This window comes from Mesorhizobium sp. 113-3-9 (assembly GCF_016756515.1).
GTDB lineage: Bacteria > Pseudomonadota > Alphaproteobacteria > Rhizobiales > Rhizobiaceae > Mesorhizobium.
This window is the reverse complement of sequence record NZ_AP023246.1, coordinates 7,165,890-7,183,920: the sequence shown is the minus strand read 5'-3', so window position 1 is coordinate 7,183,920 and position 18,031 is coordinate 7,165,890. Positions and strand designations below refer to the sequence as shown.

Genomic DNA, 18,031 nt, shown 5'->3' with positions numbered 1-18,031 from the left:
TCCGATTAGGCTGGCTGCCGTGACGGATGGGGATTGCTTTGTAAGGCGGGATATTTCCAAGGCAACAGCTCATCAATCCGGCTCTGCTTGTGGCCGTGGACGATGGCGGTAAGCGTGGCGGCCAGGTAGGTCTGCGGATCAACGGCATTGAGCTTGCAGGTCTCAACGAGCGAGGCGATGGTGGCCCAGTTTTCGGCTCCGGCGTCATGGCCGGCGAAGAGTGCATTCTTCCGATTGAGGGCTATCGGCCGGATGGTTCGCTCGACGCTGTTGTTGTCGATTTCGATGCGGCCGTCAGCGACGCGGGCACGGTGATGAACGAGCCATGTTTCCAATTCGGCTACCAGCGAGGCTGATCGTTCCTGTCGCCCGGCGAGGCGAGCCTCCGGATGAAGGCCGCGCAATTCGGCTTCGATCCGGTAGAGTTCGCCGATCCGTTTGACGCCGTCCTCGGCAATCGGTGCTGCTCCGTTGCGGGTGATCTCCACCAGCTTGCGGCGTGCATGGGCTCAACAATAGGCAAGCCGAATGTCCGCGCCAATCCGGTCTCGTGCAATCAGCCGGTTGTATCCGGCATAGCCATCGACCTGCAGAATGCCCGAGAAGCCCTGCAATATCCGTTCGGCATTAATGCCCCCGCGACCTGGCGCATAGGTGAAGGCAACGCCTGGTGGCGCACCACCGCCCCATGGACGATCATCACGAGCCAAGGCCCAGAAGTATCCGGTCTTCGTTTTACGGGAGCCGGGATCAAGCACGGGGGCACGGGTCTCGTCCATGAAGAGCTTGCTCGAACGCTTCAGGTCGGAGATCAGCGTATCAAAGACAGGACGCAATTCGAAGGCGGCCCGACCGACCCAATCGGCAAGCGTGGACCTGTCGAGATCAATGCCCTTTCGGCTCATGATCTGAGCCTGCCGATAAGATGTTGCGCACGGAATTATGCTGCGGAGGCTCCAGTTCTCCCTAAGTTCCAGGCGATTCCAGGGAATCTCCGCAACATAACTTTCTGAAGTCAAATTGCATTCAGGAACGCCATTACACCCTTGTCCTGCTTCCAAGGCCGGTCTGGCCCCGAAGCCGCTGCATCGCACAGCGCCATCGCTTTTGCCTTCATCTCGAGATCGATTTCGGCATAGATGTTGGTGGTCTCAAGGCTGACGTGTCCGAGCCATGCGCGTATGGTGTTGAGGTCGACACCTGCCTGCAGCAGATGACAGGCGCTTGTGTGACGGATCACGTGCGGCGTGATTGCTCTTGCGGCAAGCGTTGGTACGCGCGCCGCGCATCGCTCGACGAGCCGATAGACACCGAACCGCGTATAGCGCTTGCGATGGCGGCTGATGAAGACGGGGTCACCGTTTGCGCGTCCTCGAACGAGCTCGCCAAGCGCCTCTTCCGTGCGTGGCCACAGTGGGCATTGCCGGATTTTGTCGCCCTTGCCGCAAAGGGTGACGAGTGCATGTTTGTCGCGGTGTCGGCCGATCTGGAGATTGTCGACCTGCAGTCTTGTCGCCTCCGAGACCCGCGCCCCGGTGTTGTAGAGGAATAGCAACAAGGCGTGTTCGGCCCGCCCCCGCAGCGTCTGGCGGTCGGGAACCGCGAGCAGGGCCTCCATCTCCTTCCTGGTCATCCACGAGATCGGCTGCGGTGCAGCCTTCTTCGTTGCAATGGAGCGGATCTGCGCACACCAGGCGAGACGGGCGGGATCACGGCTGGCGACGAAGCGGGCGAAGGATCGGATCGCTGTCAAGCGTTGGTTGCGGGTCTGCACCGAACAGCCGCGGTCCTCCTCAAGATGGGCAAGGAAGTGCAGCACGCGTGATGGATGGATATCCTCGACATCTAGGCGGTCCGCTGGTTTGCGGACCTTGGCGCTGATAAATGGCAGCAGCAGCGTGAAGGTGTCGCGATAGCTCTTTTGCGTGTTGCGGGCGAGACAGCGCTCAGTGACGATGTAATCAGCCAGGAAGCGCCGGAGCCAGGGGCCGAGCGTGCGGGGATCACCCATGGTCTCCTCCATTGACGTAGCGGTCGAAGCAGACCGACGCCTCGTGTAGGAGCTCCGGCGTCATGGACAGGTAGACACTTGTGTCGTCCAAGTTGGCGTGGCCGAGATATGTCGAGAGCGCCGGCAGCAGCCGTTGCACATCTGCGCCCTGGCGATACCAGGACGTCAGCCGATGCACGGCCGCGGTGTGTCGAATATAGCGCGACAATCTGGGAGAGAAGCGCGCGACAATCTGGATGAGAATCTGGTGTCGCGGCGATGGTGATAATCTCGGCATTGATTGTCGCGCGCAAGAGGTTTTATCGGTTTGATTGTCGCGGCGCGTCAATCAGGAGCGACGTTTGCGGGCGTCGCATATGACGCCGGCCTGCCTGGCCCCCGCTTTCGCTCGATGGCCTCGCGCCGCCGATAGCTCTCGACATTCAGCTCGAAGATTGTGGCGTGATGGACGAGGCGATCCACCGCGGCGAGCGTCATGGCTGGATCGGGGAAGACCTTTCCCCATTCGCCGAAGGGCTGATTGGCGGTGATCAGCAGGGAACGCCGCTCGTAGCGGGCGCTGATGAGCTCGAACAGCACGCTCGTTTCGGCCTGGTCCTTGGTGACATAGGCGAGGTCGTCGAGGATCAGCAGGTGGAAGCGATCGAGCCGGTTGATCGCGGCCTCGAGGCCGAGTTCGCGGCGCGCGACCTGAAGCTTCTGGACGAGATCAGTGGTGCGGGTGAACATGACCCGCCATCCGGTCTCGATAAGGGCAAGTCCGATGGCCGAGGCGAGATGGCTCTTTCCGCCGCCGGGCGGGCCAAACAGAAGCAGGTTCGCTCCCTTCTCGAGCCAGCTGTCGCCGGCGGTGATGGCCATCACCTGGGCCTTGGAGATCATCGGAACGGCTTCGAACTCGAATGTGTCGAGGGTCTTGCCCGGCAGGAGGCGCGCCTCGGCGAGATGGCGTTCGATACGTCGCCGGTCGCGCTCAGCCAGTTCATGTTCAATGATCGCAGCCAGGAAGCGAGCGGCCGGCCAGCCTTCCTTGTCGGCCCGTTCGGCAAACTGCGGCCACATAACCTTGATGGCCGGCAGGCGCAGTTCGTTGAGGAGCAAGCCCAGCCTGGCGGAATCGACAGCGGGGTTCGTCTTCATGCCGCATCTCCTGTCAGGTTGGCGCCAAGCAGGGCTTCATAGGCGTTGAGCGGAGCAAGACGCACGACGACACTCGGCAGCCGGGCGGGATCCGGCGCGAACCGTTCCCGCAAAGCAGCCATATTGGGCAATCGCCGTGCCTGTAGCGAGGCGGTCAGTTGATCAGCCAGTTCGCTCTCGCAGCCGCGCTCGTGCGCCATGGCGAGAAGCTCGACCATGGTGCGGCAGGCCTGCCGCTCAGGCAGTCGCTCTATGAGCACGTCGAAGGTTCGCCGGTAGGCCTCGCGGGGGAAGAGCTGGTCACGATAGACGAGGTTGAGCAGCGCCATCGGCTTGCGGCGCAGCGAATGGATGACATGCCGATAATTGACGACCTGGTCGTGCTTGCCGTTTGAAGAGGCGCGCCCGCGCGGCAGCGTCATGAGCTGCGTGCCGCCGATGAAGATATCCAGCCGATCATCGAAGAGCCGCACTCTGAGGCGGTGGCCGATCAGGCGTGAGGGCACGGTGTAGAACACCTTGCGCAGCGTGAACCCGCCCGATGACGTTATGCGCACGGTGACCTCCTCGTAGTCGGAAGTGCGCCGGACGGGCAGTTCCTGGAGTTCGGCCCGCTCGATGTCGATGCGCTTGGAGTTGCGAGCATTCACGCGGCTGACGATCTCGTCGACAAAGCGACGGTAGGCTGCCAGGTCGTCGAAATCGCTCGATCCCCGCATCAGCAGCGCGTCATTGATCGCCCGCTTGAGATGGCCGTGCGGGCCTTCGACGGAGCCGTTCTCATGCGCGATGCCGCGATTGTTGCGGGAAGGGGTCATGCCGTAGTGGCCGCACAGTTCGTCGTAGCGGCGCGTCAGGTCCTCCCGGGCGTCCTTGTCCAGGTTGCGGAACGCCGCCGACAGGCTGTCGCTGCGATGCTCGCGGGGAGCCCCGCCGAGCGACCACAGCGCGTTCTGCAGGCCTTCCGCCAGAGCGACGAAACTCTCGCCACCGAGCACGACATGCGCATGCTCGAAGCCGGAATAGGCGAGCCGGAAATGGTAGAGCCGGTGATCGAGTGGCTGGCCCGCGATCGTGACGCCGGCGGCTGCCATGTCGGTGAAATCCGACAATCCCATGCGCCCGGGTACGTGAACCTGCCGGAAGATGACCTCCTGTTCCTCGCCATGGACGGCGCGCCAGGCTCGGACGCGACGCTCGATCGTGCGGCGAATGCCGGCTCCAAGCTCGGGATGACGCCGGATCATCTCGTCGAAGATGGCGATCGCCCGAATGCCCGGAGCTGCCCTCAGCATGGGCGCGACCTCGGCTTCGAAAATATCGGCGAGAGGGTCGGCACGGCGCCGTTGCCGCGGCGCCTTCTTTTGTGACGGCAGTCTCGAATCCTTCTCGATGCGATAGGCCGTGGCGATACTGATCGACGCCTTCGCCGCCGCGACGGCCGTCGTATTGGTCTGCCGGAACTTCATGAAAAGCCTCATATGGTGATCGGTTACGTGGCGGCCGGGCACAAAGCGATTCCTCCCCAACAGGAAAAACCACCGGCATACCCGGTCGACCGTGATCACCAGACGAACGCTCCCGAAAAGGAACGCGCCGCCGGCGGATTGAAACTCCGGTCGGGCTACGCCCTCCCTGCGTTCCAATCCGCCGGCATTCTCATCCTGATTGACGCTGCGCTCTCACGTTGATTGCCGCGCCGCAGTCGAAAGGCGTGCAGACACGGGGCGCGCCGGCCGTCATCCTTGCGATCGATTCCGGTGGTCTCGAGCAGCCGTTTCAATGCATGATCGACATTGTGCTTCCTCACCTGTGTTCCATCGCGGTTTGCAAGGAAGGCGGACGCCATCCCTTGTGGCAGCGGACGGTCCGAACGTCGTTCGGCATAAGCACTAAGCGCGCCGGCGAGTTGCGGAGCGACGGGAACGAGGCGACTTTTGTAGAATTTGGTGTCCCGTACGGTCAGTACGGCATCTGCAAAGTCGACGTCGCTCATGGACAGGTGGAGCGCCTCGCTGGTTCGCAGACCAGCTCCGTACAGGATCAACAGCAGTGTGCGGAAGGTGTCGGCATCGAGCCGAATGGCGCGCTTGCGGCTGATATCGATGGCGCCGAACAGGCGCTCCAGTTCTTCGCGAGAGTAAATGTAAGACGGCGCCGATTGCGGGTCTCTCGGCTCTTCGTCCGCCGACGGCAGCGGCGACAGGGCGGCATAACCGCGGCTGATCGCATACCGGTAAAATCCGGCGAGAGCAGCGTACTTGTTAGCACGCCAACGGGTGAGCGGACCAGTTCCGGCGAGGAACCGTCGCACCTCGCTTTCTGTAACAGCATCGCAGCGCCGGTGCTCAGGAACGCTCTTGCAAAATTGGTACAATGTGTTTGCGCTGGTAAAAAATCGGGCGCCATGGGCTCGCCGCCACGCTACATAGTGGTCGATCGCGTCACGGAGGATCATAGCAGCCCCTCCAGATCAATCTTCGCAACCTCGCGAAGAATATTGAGCTGCACCTTTGCGTAGATTGAGGTAGCTGCGGTGCTTCGATGGCCGAGAAAGTCGCCGACCGCTTTCATCGACAAACCTTGATCGAGGAGGTGTTGGGCGGCGGCATGGCGCAGCGCATGCGGACCGCGGCGTTTGCCGGTGACCCCAAGACTATCGAGACGGGTACAGACGATTCCCTTTATTACTCCGCGGCTAAGCGGCCTGATCGGGGCCTTCATCGTCAGGAACAGCCTCCGGTCGGGGTGCGCGGGGCGAACCTCGCGCAGGTAACGCAGGATCGTCTGCCCCACGCCTGGTGAAAGCGGATAGAGATGCGTACGTCCAGGCTTGGGGCAGCGCACCCGTAACATCTCCTGCTCCCAGTCGAAATCGCCGAGTTGAAGGCCGCTAACCTCACCGGCGCGCAGACCGTAGGTGATCAGCAGCATCAGGATGGCACGGGCGCGCATATCATGAGGGCGGTCGCCCTCAGTAGTGGCGAGCAGGCGGATGACCTCGTCCCGGCTCAACCCTTTCGGAATTGTCTCGCCGGGATAGCGTTGCGGCGGCATGATCCCATCGGCCAAGCCCGGCTTGCACCAGCCCTGCTGTCCGGCGAACCGAACGAATCCACGCAGTTGTTGCGCATAGAGATGGATGGTTGATCGACTGCAGCCGCGTGCGTGATAGCGCGCGACAAACTGATCGATCATGTCGATCCCGACCGACGCTAGATCGACGCCTCTCCCTTCCAGCCAGTCGAAAAAGCAATTGATCGTCCGGCAACATCCTTCGACCGTGGTATCCGCCCATCCATGTTCAGAAGACATGCGCGCCGCGAAGATAGTGACCTCGCGCGTATGGGAGTGGCGTGTCGCCTCGTGCTCCCCAAGCCAACCCATAAAGCGCATCCATCGCTCAGCGTACCCGAAGAATCGTCGACGCGCGCGAGGTCGTGATTTGCATTCGACGGGTAGAGACCAAAGCCGGAAAGCTTTCCCAACCTTGAGCAAGATCGAGCTGTCGTTGTCGTGCAAATCGAGAATGCGCACCAGGTCCAGCTGGGAGGCGGCGATCTTGCACAGCGTCTCAAGCTTGATGCCGATTTGCTTGCAATGGGCAAGATAGAGGAGCCGCTCCCTGAGCAATGGAGCGGAACGATACCGTGCGATCGCATGCGGTCGGCTAAAAAGAACCTCAAACATAATCCAGGTCTCCTTGTTGTTGGCGCCTGGATCATGACATCGGATGTGCTTCAGAAAATTATGTTGCGGAGATTCCCTGGAATCGCCTGGAACTTAGGGAGAACTGGAGCCTCCGCAGCATAATTCCGTGCGCAACATCTTACCGCCAGGCCCAGATGATGGCCGCCAAGGGCGTCGATATCGAGCGATCGACGCTTGCGCGCAGCGCCGGCTACGCCGCCGCCTTGCTCGATCCGATCTACAACCGCATCCGTGAGATCGGCCGTACCCGCACCAAGATCCACACCGACGACACGCGGCTTCCGATCCTGGCGCCCGGCAACGGCAAGACACACAAGGGCGCGCTCTGGGTTTACGTCGCCGACGACCGCAACTCGGGTTCGCAGGAGCCGCCGATTGCCTGGTATCGCGCCACCATGGGCCGCGCTGGCGAGAGCGTGATGACTGAGCTCGCCGGATTTGCCGGCACGCTGCAGGCCGACGGTTTCAGCGGCTATAACCAGATCTACAAGGGCGGCGCCATTCGAGAAGCTGCCTGCCTGGCCCATCTGCGTCGCAAGATATTCGACGTTCACGACAGCCAGCCGACCGAGCTCAGCACGACGGCCATGGCTGGTATCCAGGCGATCTACCGGATCGAGGAAGAGATACGGGGGCTCCCGCCCGCCGAGCGATTGACCGCACGACGAAGGCGGACCCGACCACTGGTCCGCGCGTTGCGACGACAGCTCATGCGCCAGGGCAACGGTTTGTCGCGCCATGCCGATATTGCCAAGGCCTTCGCCTACGGCGCCAAGCGATGGCGCGCGTTCAACCGCTTCCTCTACGATGGCCAACTCGAGCCCGACAACCTGATCGCGGAGCGCGCGATTCGTGGATTTACGGTCGGCAGGCGCAACTGGCTTTTCTCGGGCAGCTTCGCCGCGGCCGAGCGGTCAGCGGTCGTGCTCAGCATCATCGAGACCTGCAAGCTCTGCGGCGTCGATGCCGAAGCCTACATGGCCGATGTCACCGAGCGCATCCAAAACGATTGGCCAGCCTCGCGCTGGGACGAGCTGATGCCATGGAACTGGGCGCGCCGCCAAGAGATGCCGCTCCCCTTGGCGGCATGAGCGCGCTCGATGACAGGGCGCTGTCGGACGAGGCGCTCGATGCCTGGATGGCCGTCAAGCCCGCCCCCCGCCCGCTGGTGCGGACCATGTCGGCGCTGGATGGCTTCGTAACGGCGGCGGTCACCGGGCCGCGCTACCCGGACCCGCAAGACTGGATGTGCCCGCTCATGGGGTTGCCGCGCGACGTTCTGGCCAAAGGCTCTGCAACCGATCACGCAGTGTTTGCCAGCCTCGCCAGGATCCACAACCGGATCAACGAGACGCTCTTCGACAGACCCCAGGATTATGCGCCCCGATTCGCCACCAAGCCCGGCGGCATCGACCCCCGACCGTGGTGCCAGGGGTTCTACGCGGCCATGAATCTCAACATCAAACGCTGGAAACGGCTACTCGACCTCAAGAACCCCAACCACGGTCTGCTGCTGCCGATCCTGATCTATTGCGTCGACAAAAAGGGGCGGCCCGTCCTCGGCAAACCCAGGCAGGGGCCCGAGACCGCGCACTTCATCGAGCACGAAGCATACAAAGATATCGCCCTCGTCGTCCCCGCCCTTCGCGAACTCCACTATGTTACCCGTTATGATAACCCGCAGTGATCGCCCCGCCGCCCCGACTAACGGCTGACCGCCATACACGCATCAGGCGGCTTCGGGAAAGGTGCCTTGGTGCACCGCTTACCCTTCAGGCGACGGGCGTCGGACACCTCCATCCCGCCGAACTTGGCCTTGAACTTGTAGAAGGTCGCTGCCGAGATGCCATGCTTGCGGCAGACATCAGCCGTCTTCGCGCCGGCCTCCTGCTCCTTCAGCATCCCGATGATCTGCTCTTCCGTAAACCGTGATGGTCGCATCGTCCGTCTCCGTGATCGACGCACTCTACCCAAATCTGGAGGAAGTTCAGGGTCTCAGGTCACTTCGCATCAAGCCGCGAGTATATGAGCCTTTTGCCCAGTATTGTGGATTAGACCGCAGTTGGGAAGTGAATAGTCTATGAGAGGGCAGGCGTCGTACTGGGTACGCGACGTGGACGAGCAACAACCTCGTAGCCGTAGGCCAGTTGCACAAGTAGCTCATCTGCGAATGGTCTACCCAACCATTCCATGCCGACCGGAAGCCCTGTCGCGCTGAACCCGGCCGGAACAGCCAAGGCCGGCAAGCCCGTGACGGCGCTTAGGTTACCATTGCAGTCGCCCGGCTGTATCTTACCGATCTCAACCGGCCCAACTCTCGTGATCGGATATACAAGAGCATCGACTTGGAGTTCGTCCATCTTCGAGACCACGGCGGCGCGAATGCGAACCTGCTCCGCAAGAGCCGTACGGTAAGTGTCAGTATCGAGGCTGAGGCTCGTCTCACAAAGGCGAAACTCCTCTTCAAAAGGAAGGTAATATTCGCCACCCTCCAGTATGTCTGCCAGACATTGAACAGGGGCGCTTGGAATGCCAGCGAGGAATTCAGCGAGGTCAAACTTGAACTCCATGTTCCAAACAGTAGCTTCATTCAGGCTGTCCGCAAGCGGCAATTCTAATTCAACCGTCGAAGCACCCGCTTTTCTCAAGGTTTCGGTTGCAGCGGCAATTATCACACTCACTTCGGAGGCTACGGCTCCGTGCAGATTCTTGACCAGTCCGAACTTCGCACAGCGCAGGCTTTCTGTATTAAGTGATGCCAAAAACCTGGGCGTCAACCCTTTCGGCGCCGCCCTAGTCGCGGGGTCTTTTGGATCGTATCCAACGGTAGCATCGAGCGCGATGGCCAGGTCTGCTACATTGCGGGCCATCGGTCCGGCAGTATCGTGTGTCCGAGACCTTGGCACAATTCCCGTTATACTCGACAGTCCCTTGGTCGGACGAAGCCCAAATAGGTTATTGGCGGAGGCTGGGAGCCGAATTGAGATACCTGTATCGGTCCCAAATGCGATTGGGGCAAAGCTGGCCGCTACAGAGACCGCGCTCCCGCCGCTCGACCCGCCAGGAACAAACCGCAGATCGTAGGGGTTCAGGGTCTGCCCCCGCACCGAACTCATGGATACAGAACCGTTGGACAGGTCATCCATGTTCGCCTTGCCAAGGATGATCGCTCCTGCGTCTCGCAGTTTCTTCACCTGGAATGCATCATCGGTAGTCTGCAAAGTTGCGAGTGAAACTGACCCCGCCGTAGTCGGCATCTCTCTTGTAGTGTAGTTGTCCTTGAGGATAACCGGGATTCCATGAAGGGGACCTCGAACATGCCCCCGCTGTCGCTCAGCGTCGCGTGTCACTGCATCTTCACCGGCGTTAGGGTTTAAGCAAATCATGGCGTTTAGGCACGGCCCCTTTTGATCGAACGCCTCGATCCGCGCCATATGCGCAGTCACTAGCTCGGCAGACGATATTTGTCCTGACGCCATGGCGGCCTGCATATCGAGTACTGTGGCTTCTCGCACTTCGAAGGGCATCTTCGCATCTACCTGATAACTCTGGAAGGGGACGATCTCGTTACGCAAGGGCGTAGCGCCAAAAGGAACGTCGAGTTCGCTAGCTTGTCTGATGATTCTCAACCCCATTCTGTTATGTGAAACATCTAATCGTTTCCTACGCTGCGAATGTCCGCAGGCAATGGCGTATGACGCTGACGACGTCCCGCAAGCGCATTCGACACATCGTGATTTCGCGGCCTCCACATTATGGAGAACTAAGTCTGAATCATCATTTAAATTAGATCTCTGTTTTTCTTAATGTTCCATTTTCGAGAAACTAAAAGGTTGCCCCCTTCGAACGCGTCTACCCGCGCTTCGATAATAAATTCGGTTTCAGTGGCACGAAAGGAGGTATGAGACTTGGTGTGAACTTCCCATTCATCCCGAGCCTGGCGGTGCCAATTCTCAATATCGATCGTTGCAGTAAGGGGATCGTCTTCTCCGATCTTGAAAGTGTCAAGCTTGCCGCTTTCTATCTCCAGTCCAATATGATCGATGGTCTTAGAGCCATTATCTCTTGCGAGAACATACGTCGTTTCGCCTGTCACTAGGTCGCGGGTGGTTGTTTCACGTGTCGACCCCTCCCGGTGCACTGTGCTTTGCTCGAGAGGGCCGGCTTCGGGAGGCAAAAAAGGTTTCAAATGTTCGTCTTCGAGACGGGGGTGGCGTGTCGGCAATTCCAACTTGCTCGCGCCAGCGAAAACACTGACCGTTGCGGGTTCCGGAGTTGGCCAAACGAATGGCCAATAAGCCGAACTCACAGCAACACGAATTCGGTTACCGGGCGGGAAGGCGTAAGCTGACTCCTTCAATTGCACTCGTATCTTGTAGCGCCTTCCGGGTTCAAGCTCAGTTGGCATTTCATGTCCGTCGCGATGCGTAAGATTGAGCAAGCCGTAACTCACCCGCGTCGAGGCACCATCGGGCGCTACGTCATTTAGGCGAATACAAATCTGCGCAACAGGTTTGTTGCTCGAAACGTCAAGCTCAACGACGGGTGCCCCCAGAATCTCGATCCTGGTTTCCAGCGGCTCACTGTCGAAACACAAAGATTTGCCGTCTTCTTCGCGCTGATCAGCCGGCATGTCGCCGGGATAGGCCCACGCGCTAAAGCGACCGGCCGCTGCACCCGTATGAAGAGGTGAGCGGATTTGCAGTTCGGCTTCAGGCTCCTGCGTTGAGGAAAGTGTACCTACATTCAGGGTGAAATGTTGCGGCTGGATATGAGGACTCGGCCAAGAGGGTTCGGCGACCCAGCGACCGGGACGCTCGCTGTAGAATGTCTTTGGTCGGACAGGTTCACACAACCACGCCCGATACATCGGCTCGTCCATCACCCCTGTATCCTTGCCCTTTAACCAGTGATCCCACCACCTAAGGCATTCCTGCAGAAACCCTATTTGCGGCCCCGGGAAGGCTTCAGGCACATGCGGGTAGTGATGCCCCCAGGGGCCTACCAACCCTTTACGGGGCACACTCAACTTCGAAAGTAGACGGGGCACCGCGTTGGTGTATCCATCTGTCCAGCCGCTAACAGCGTAGACCGGACACGATATACTGGAGTAGTCCTCACAAACCGAGCCGTGCTTCCAATATGCATCACGACGCTGATGCTCCAGCCAATTATCGAGAAGCAGCGGTAGGTTTTCCAATCGCCTTAGCCACATCTCGCGCCAACGCTCTCCCAACAGCGCCGGATCCGGCGCGTAGGTCAACTCTGAGGTCATCTCTTCTGCCCAGGTGATTTTTCGAAGCAGCAGGCATCCACCGATATAATGAATGTCGTCCCGATATCGATCGTCGGTGGAGCACAGCGAAACCACCGCCTTCAATTCCGGGGGGTTCCTTGCAGCAACCTGCAATCCGTTAAAACCGCCCCATGAGATACCGATCATACCACATGCGCCGGTGCACCAAGGCTGTTTTGCCAACCAGGCCAAAACCTCTAGACAGTCGTCCTGCTCCTGCTTTGCATACTCGTCGACAAGCAAACCGTCCGACTCGCCAGTGCCCCTCAGATCGACTCGGACGCCGGCATAGCCATGACCTGCATAATATCGATACGTAGCCGTATCTCGTGCGGATATCCAATCGCGCTTGCGATACGGGGTATATTCGAGAATAGCTGGCACAGGATCGGTTTCGGCGTCCTCCGGCAGCCAAATACGTGCGGACAGTTGCGTGCCGTCGGAGAGCGGAATGAATACGTTCTCAATTTCACGGACCTTCCGTGGGAAGTCAGTCACTATCTTCATTTGGATCCTAAGAGTTGTCATACTAGTGGTGGCAGCGGCAGCCCGCGGTTGAATATACGGCTAGCGAATCCGGCCGCGTTTGCGAGCACAGTCCACCCTCACAAGGTTACCTCTGGCGAAGAAATATGCGTGTTTTACTGACATTTATACACGTTAATCTGGCTCCTTCGCTTTGCCGGGTTCAAATCGCGACTACATAGCCCCCGTTTACTGAACCGCGCAGCAGCACCGCCCATTCTATCAAATGTAGCAGGGTTGCCCGGGCCGCTTTGCGTGAATCAGATCGGCCTCAACGCAGGAAACCAGCGTTTTCTTGACCCTCGGCGACTGTTTTAAGCATCTGTTCAGCACGAGTAGCCGTTTCAGGAGATGTGCGCGCGTCTTCATTGGAGCGTGAGCCGATATGCCTAGCTAATCAGCGCCGCTTGACCGACGGGTGCACTAATTCATCTCGTCGCCTGTGTTAATTTCCGCCAGGGAACTTTCACCGATAGGCGACCGACTTTCATGCATGTCGCTGAAGCTGAGGTCTGCGTTGATGACGACGCAGGTGCATTGTTCAGAACATTGAACAGCAGTGCCCACCTAATCAACCAAGATCCGCACCGGAGAAATGGCTGTCTGGCTCGGTCTGACCCGCCTCAATGACATCGCCCTAGGCACGCCGACTACGTGGGTAATCGAAAGCGTCATCGGAGGGGTACGGCAGAACTTGACGTGGCATGACTTTCACCTCCGTCGTCCACGTCTTTGATTAGGTCGCGATGAGCAGATGACCGCCGGGCTGCGCAATGGAGAAGCGAGAGTTAAGAGGACAAACCAAGGCGTGTAGATTGGTCAGCGATCCTGCTCGTTCGATGCCAGATAAGTCACTTCCTTTCAAATTGAAAGGAACCAAAGAGCGAGCATCGGCGCTGCTTCGGCGCGCATCGCATGTAGAATGCCTGGACGATTGTGGAAGGTCTCCCCCGCCCGCTTACGCTGCCAGTCACCCTCGCTCTGCCTGAACGAGCCTGACGACAACACAAGATACGCTTCCTCGGGTGGATGAGTATGATCAGGATATGTGACCGTAGGGCCGAGCAAACTGGCACCAATCCACACGTCGTCGCGATCCTCATACCCGCCTGGCCCGACGATCATGGCGGAGGCATTGCCATCGAGGAAATTGTCGCTCGCTCCGGGGCCTACACGGTTCCGAGACTGCCACTTAAGATGCGGATTTAGCCGGCATAGCGTGTCAGCAACATTAACCAGGTCGGCGGAACAGCGGCGCGACGGGCAATCGTCTCGTCGAAATGCGTCATTACCGGCAGCCTGAAGTCGCCTGCCGAATGGATCTCGCCCGTCCAATTCCTGCATTTTGCAATGACCCTCTGAACCACGCAGCGCTCCTCCACCGGACGCTGTGAGAAACACATCGCCAGTTCAGCCGTGTCGAGGAAATGCTGAAGGTCGGATGGACGGTTCATTGGATACTAGCTCCTGCAAGATGCACCAATTGTGAAGCTCCCTAGCCGGTACACTTTGACGCTCAGCCATCGGAAACGCCGGCACCGCTCGTCCGGTCGCGGGGCGTACCGGCAATAGCTGGAGGCTACACCGCCGCTCTGCAATTGGCGGTGGGCTAAGCGGCTCGCTTGTCCAATTTATCTGATGATCTCATTCTATTCGGAAGAACAATCACGCAGCTCTTCGATGAGCGTTTATGGCGAACAAGGGTTGGGCGTCTCTCGTGAAGGAAAGCACCAGTTAGTGCGACAAGATCTGACTGAGGAACAACTTTGTTCTGTCATGCTTTGGATTCGTGAAGAAGTCGCGTGGCTTGCCTTCTTCGACGATCTGGCCCGCGTCCATGAAGATAACTCGGTCGGCAACCGAACGTGCGAAGCCCATTTCGTGCGTAACGCACACCATGGTCATGCCGTCGCGCGCGAGACTGGTCATCGTCTCCAGCACTTCAGCGACCATTTCCGGATCGAGCGATGAGGTCGGCTCGTCGAAGAGCATGACGGCAGGTTCCATACAGAGGGAACGAGCGATCGCGACGCGCTGCTGCTGGCCTCCTGAGAGTTGACCTGCATATTTGTGGGCCTGCTCGGGTATTCGCACGCGCTCGAGGAATTTGAGAGCCAGCTTCCTAGCCTCGAGCTCGGACATGCCTTTAATCCACATCGGGCCACACATGCAATTCATGAGCACTGTCATGTGCGGGAAGAGATTGAAGTGCTGGAACACCATGCCGACGTTCTTGCGAACCTCAGAAACATTGCGCATTTTGCCGTGCAGCCTGATCCCGTTAACTGTAATCTCGCCCTCCTGATGTGCTTCGAGCCGGTTGAAGCAGCGGATCAGTGTCGACTTGCCCGAACCAGAGGGGCCGCAGATAACGACTCGTTCACCCCTGCGGACGCTGAGGTTGACGCCAGTCAACGCTCTGAATCCGCCGTACCATTTCGAGACGTTGCTAGCTTCGATGACCGTGTCACTCACTACCGCTTGCCTCCCGCCCGATGAATTCCGAACCGAACTTGGTTCAGCATACGGTACAGAGGCAGGAGCCTTGGAGTACCAGCTTGGACCTTCCTTCACTTGACCAATGCGTTCGAAGGTCATCGCACCTTGCTCCTGGCAAAATAACGTTCAAGCCTGGATTGCATTAGCTCGAGGCAGACCGAAAGAATCCAATATAAAATTGCCGCGGCTATCAACATCTCCATCACTTGGAAGGTCGGAACCCCGATGGTGCGACCAAGGAACGTCAATTCCCATACTCCCAGGACCGAGACAAGCGAACTGTCTTTTAGCATCCCGATGAAAGAATTTCCCATTGGTGGAATGATTACCGGAAGCGCTTGCGGCAGTATGATCTTTCTCATCGTGAGGCCGAAGCCGAAACCCAACGAACGAGAGGCCTCCCATTGACCTCGGTCGATGCTCTGGATCCCAGAGCGGAAGATCTCTGCCATGTATGCACCATTACACAATGAAAGTGCTAACACTCCAGAAGGGACCGCGTCGAGCACGAGACCCACCTGCGGCAACCCAAGATATACCATATAGACCTGCATCAATAGGGGCAGGCCGCGGAAAAACGAAGTATAAAAGCTTGCGATCCCATACGCGAAGCCATTAGTTGAAAGCTTCGCGATTGCAGCAATTATTCCTATAATCGACGAAAACACAAGCGAAATCGCAGAAATGTATATTGTGGTTACCACTCCTTGGGTGATCAGACGTGGCAGATTCTTCCAAATGAACGGTAAGCTCAAATCGAACAAATTGAAGAACGCAAGAAAAAGTAGGAGCAATTCAAACCACACAATGCCTACTTGGACTTTCAATGTTGAAAAACCGATCAGCACCAAGTTGATACAGAAAACAATTGCAATTACAAATGCAATCGCGAAGGAACCAAACAAACCACTCTTTATCGGATCGCCAATCACGGGCCGCATGAGTTCGCCCATCCGAGTGCCTGTGAGGTCAATCGCTAGAGAAATCAAAAACACTGCCGCAAAAATTGCGGTGATAAACCACCACTTATGAACGAGCGCCTCGGACTCGACAGTATCCCTATAGAGCATTGATAACATCCATTAGTATAGATGGCCCAGTTTTAGCTGGGCCATCTGACACCTTAGTAATCGGTCGAGACGTCTACACCGTACCACTTAGTAGCTAACTTCGAGAGCGTCCCATCATCCCTCATGCTTTTTATCGCGGCGGCAATCTTCTCGTCAAATTCTTTATCTCCGTGAAGAGTTGCTATAGCACCGGGGGCCGCGTAAAGGGTGTCTCCGAGTTGCCTAATCGGGCTACCCGCTTTAATAGCATCCTGCGCTGCTATGTCTGATACGACAAGCGCATCCAAACGAACTCCATCGCCGAGGCGTAGATCAGCCAATCCAATCGCATAGCTTTCGTAAGTCTTCACTTCTCCTGGATTTAACTTATATTCCACGCGCTTTGCGTCAGGCCAATCCGGCGTCAGAGTGTGTCTGACGTAGAATTCGTCCGTAGTACTCACGTTAGCGCCGATGGTCTTGCCGTTGAGATCGGAAAGCTTCTGCGCTTTACTATCCTTGTGAACGACGGCGACAGAGCGTGCGTAGAAATATATCCCTGGGAAGCTAAGTTTTTCTGCACGAGCCTTCGTCGGGACCATCGCTCCCATAGCAACGTCCCAGCGGCCCTGCCAATCGCCTGCAACCATAAGCTCCCAGCTCGGCGTTACAAATTTCGGTTCGACGCCCAGGTATTTCGCGATGCCTTTGATGACGTCGGGATCAAGCCCGTCGATCTCGCTTTTGTCGTTCAAGAACGACTCCTTCCCCCAGTCGGTGCCCACTGCCGCTGTCAGTGTCTTTGTGGCAAGCACTCGGTCAAGCACCTCGCCGGCATTGGCCTCGGTCGACAAAGCTATCGACGCAACGCCGAGTAAAGCGAGAGATGCGAAAATCGTCCTAAATCTGTTCACGTGATGCTCCCATTTGTGACTTGCGTTTAGACCAATCCACTGCGTGCCGAAGTCCGTCCACACCTTGTTCCCTTAAGGTCTGGTTGGTCAGAGCAGGTTCAAATTATGCGATCGTCGACTGCCAAGGTCGGACTCTTCCATCTCATGCCGCAGTTTTCCTGCATAGATTCGCTTCATTTGCAGTTTTGTCGACTAAGCTAAGGTCGTGACTCAACTAAATTGCGATGATTGCGGCTGCGAGGAGAACGCCGGCAAGGGAGTTGCTGGCGACCTTGTCGTAGCGATGGCGATCGGGATGCACTGACCGGAAGTTTCACGATTCGTGAGGAACTTCGACTTTAAACGAGGTGGGAGGGGATGCGCCTCGATTAGGGCATGCAGTGGGTGCATTGCCGCCGAGCACGCGCCGACCTAGTCGGCCCGCCTAGGTTGACATCGACGTTCGAGACGGCGGACGCAGTTTGCTATAGCCTGTTGCACAAAAGGCAATGCGGTGGAATATCATCCTCGGAGGTGGAAACTCCTGGATGCTCGCTATCTTGCTACCGCATGTCTGGTTTTCGACGTTCTTCACCAGGGCTAACCCCGTAGGCGTGGCGGTAGGCGCTACCAAGATGCGAACCCGAGACGAAGCCACAGCGCAGCGCGATCGAGGCAATGGACTCGGTGCTTTCCTTGAGCAGCCGATGGGCCTCGTTCAGGCGCACGGCGAGGTAAAAGCGCTGCGGGGTTGTGTTGAAGTGCTGGTGCCACAAACGCTCGAGCTGTCGCTGCGACAGGTTGCAACGCTGGGCGATGTCTTGTATGGGGACCAGATCTTCGAGGTTCTGCTCCATGCAAGCGATCCCGCCGTGAGACGGGGGTCATTCACGCCGTAGCGCCATTG

The 18,031-nt window shown here is 58.3% G+C and carries 15 protein-coding genes and 2 pseudogenes; 2 read left to right on the top strand and 15 right to left on the bottom strand.

Annotated features, from left to right (window positions below; genetic code table 11):
• Positions 1 to 5 precede the first annotated feature (5 nt).
• The 6 genes and pseudogenes from tnpC (MesoLj_RS34330) to MesoLj_RS34305 all read right to left on the bottom strand — a co-directional run.
• A pseudogene (gene tnpC, locus MesoLj_RS34330) lies at positions 6 to 923 on the bottom strand (IS66 family transposase); the annotation flags it as partial.
• Positions 924 to 1,015: 92 nt separating this feature from the next.
• Positions 1,016 to 2,023 (bottom strand): tyrosine-type recombinase/integrase, encoded by a 1,008-nt coding sequence (locus MesoLj_RS34325; RefSeq protein WP_244735247.1) that lies wholly within the window; start codon positions 2,021 to 2,023, stop codon positions 1,016 to 1,018.
• A gap of 312 nt (positions 2,024 to 2,335) precedes the next feature.
• Positions 2,336 to 3,151, bottom strand: coding sequence for an IS21-like element helper ATPase IstB (gene istB / locus MesoLj_RS34320; RefSeq protein ID WP_202324153.1), 816 nt, complete (start codon positions 3,149 to 3,151; stop codon positions 2,336 to 2,338).
• The gene (gene istA / locus MesoLj_RS34315) at positions 3,148 to 4,662 is read right to left on the bottom strand and encodes an IS21 family transposase (RefSeq protein WP_010913869.1); all 1,515 of its coding nucleotides are present in this window, start codon (positions 4,660 to 4,662) and stop codon (positions 3,148 to 3,150) included. The genes istB and istA overlap by 4 nt, the downstream gene beginning before the upstream one ends.
• A 113-nt stretch (positions 4,663 to 4,775) precedes the next feature.
• Positions 4,776 to 5,609 (bottom strand): tyrosine-type recombinase/integrase, encoded by an 834-nt coding sequence (locus MesoLj_RS34310; RefSeq protein WP_202324226.1) that lies wholly within the window; start codon positions 5,607 to 5,609, stop codon positions 4,776 to 4,778.
• Positions 5,606 to 6,841 (bottom strand): tyrosine-type recombinase/integrase, encoded by a 1,236-nt coding sequence (locus MesoLj_RS34305; RefSeq protein ID WP_202324224.1) that lies wholly within the window; start codon positions 6,839 to 6,841, stop codon positions 5,606 to 5,608. Before MesoLj_RS34305 ends, MesoLj_RS34310 begins: the two co-directional genes overlap by 4 nt.
• 158 nt (positions 6,842 to 6,999) lie before the next feature.
• Here MesoLj_RS34305 and tnpC (MesoLj_RS34300) point away from each other — a divergent pair, with 158 nt between their 5' ends.
• Both tnpC (MesoLj_RS34300) and MesoLj_RS34295 read left to right on the top strand, forming a co-directional pair.
• Complete coding sequence (gene tnpC, locus MesoLj_RS34300; RefSeq protein WP_244730586.1) at positions 7,000 to 7,953, top strand: IS66 family transposase; 954 nt, start codon at positions 7,000 to 7,002, stop codon at positions 7,951 to 7,953.
• Positions 7,905 to 8,549 carry a UPF0149 family protein gene (locus tag MesoLj_RS34295; RefSeq protein ID WP_244730585.1) on the top strand — a complete coding sequence of 215 codons (645 nt, stop codon included), beginning with the start codon at positions 7,905 to 7,907 and terminating at the stop codon, positions 8,547 to 8,549. Before tnpC (MesoLj_RS34300) ends, MesoLj_RS34295 begins: the two co-directional genes overlap by 49 nt.
• Positions 8,550 to 8,632: 83 nt before the next feature.
• Here the strand turns inward: MesoLj_RS34295 and MesoLj_RS34290 are convergent.
• From MesoLj_RS34290 to MesoLj_RS34255, 9 genes and pseudogenes are all read right to left on the bottom strand, one after another.
• Positions 8,633 to 8,803, bottom strand: a pseudogene (locus MesoLj_RS34290) (transposase); the annotation flags it as partial.
• A 137-nt stretch (positions 8,804 to 8,940) separates the two neighbouring features.
• Positions 8,941 to 10,437: an amidase family protein gene (locus MesoLj_RS34285; RefSeq protein WP_202324221.1), complete on the bottom strand. Its 1,497-nt coding sequence runs from the start codon at positions 10,435 to 10,437 to the stop codon at positions 8,941 to 8,943.
• A 206-nt stretch (positions 10,438 to 10,643) separates the two neighbouring features.
• Complete coding sequence (locus MesoLj_RS34280; protein ID WP_202324219.1) at positions 10,644 to 12,665, bottom strand: CocE/NonD family hydrolase; 2,022 nt, start codon at positions 12,663 to 12,665, stop codon at positions 10,644 to 10,646.
• 879 nt (positions 12,666 to 13,544) lie between these two features.
• Positions 13,545 to 13,922, bottom strand: a complete 378-nt coding sequence (locus MesoLj_RS34275) for a dimethylsulfonioproprionate lyase family protein (RefSeq protein ID WP_244730952.1) — start codon at positions 13,920 to 13,922, stop codon at positions 13,545 to 13,547.
• Positions 13,889 to 14,137, bottom strand: a complete 249-nt coding sequence (locus MesoLj_RS36535) for a hypothetical protein (RefSeq protein ID WP_244730965.1) — start codon at positions 14,135 to 14,137, stop codon at positions 13,889 to 13,891. Before MesoLj_RS36535 ends, MesoLj_RS34275 begins: the two co-directional genes overlap by 34 nt.
• A 280-nt stretch (positions 14,138 to 14,417) precedes the next feature.
• Positions 14,418 to 15,281: an amino acid ABC transporter ATP-binding protein gene (locus tag MesoLj_RS34270; RefSeq protein WP_202324215.1), complete on the bottom strand. Its 864-nt coding sequence runs from the start codon at positions 15,279 to 15,281 to the stop codon at positions 14,418 to 14,420.
• Positions 15,278 to 16,252 carry an amino acid ABC transporter permease gene (locus tag MesoLj_RS34265; protein ID WP_202324213.1) on the bottom strand — a complete coding sequence of 325 codons (975 nt, stop codon included), beginning with the start codon at positions 16,250 to 16,252 and terminating at the stop codon, positions 15,278 to 15,280. Before MesoLj_RS34265 ends, MesoLj_RS34270 begins: the two co-directional genes overlap by 4 nt.
• Before the next feature lie 53 nt (positions 16,253 to 16,305).
• Positions 16,306 to 17,145: a transporter substrate-binding domain-containing protein gene (locus MesoLj_RS34260; RefSeq protein WP_202324210.1), complete on the bottom strand. Its 840-nt coding sequence runs from the start codon at positions 17,143 to 17,145 to the stop codon at positions 16,306 to 16,308.
• A gap of 542 nt (positions 17,146 to 17,687) precedes the next feature.
• Positions 17,688 to 17,981 carry a helix-turn-helix domain-containing protein gene (locus MesoLj_RS34255; RefSeq protein ID WP_202324208.1) on the bottom strand — a complete coding sequence of 98 codons (294 nt, stop codon included), beginning with the start codon at positions 17,979 to 17,981 and terminating at the stop codon, positions 17,688 to 17,690.
• Positions 17,982 to 18,031 lie beyond the last annotated feature (50 nt).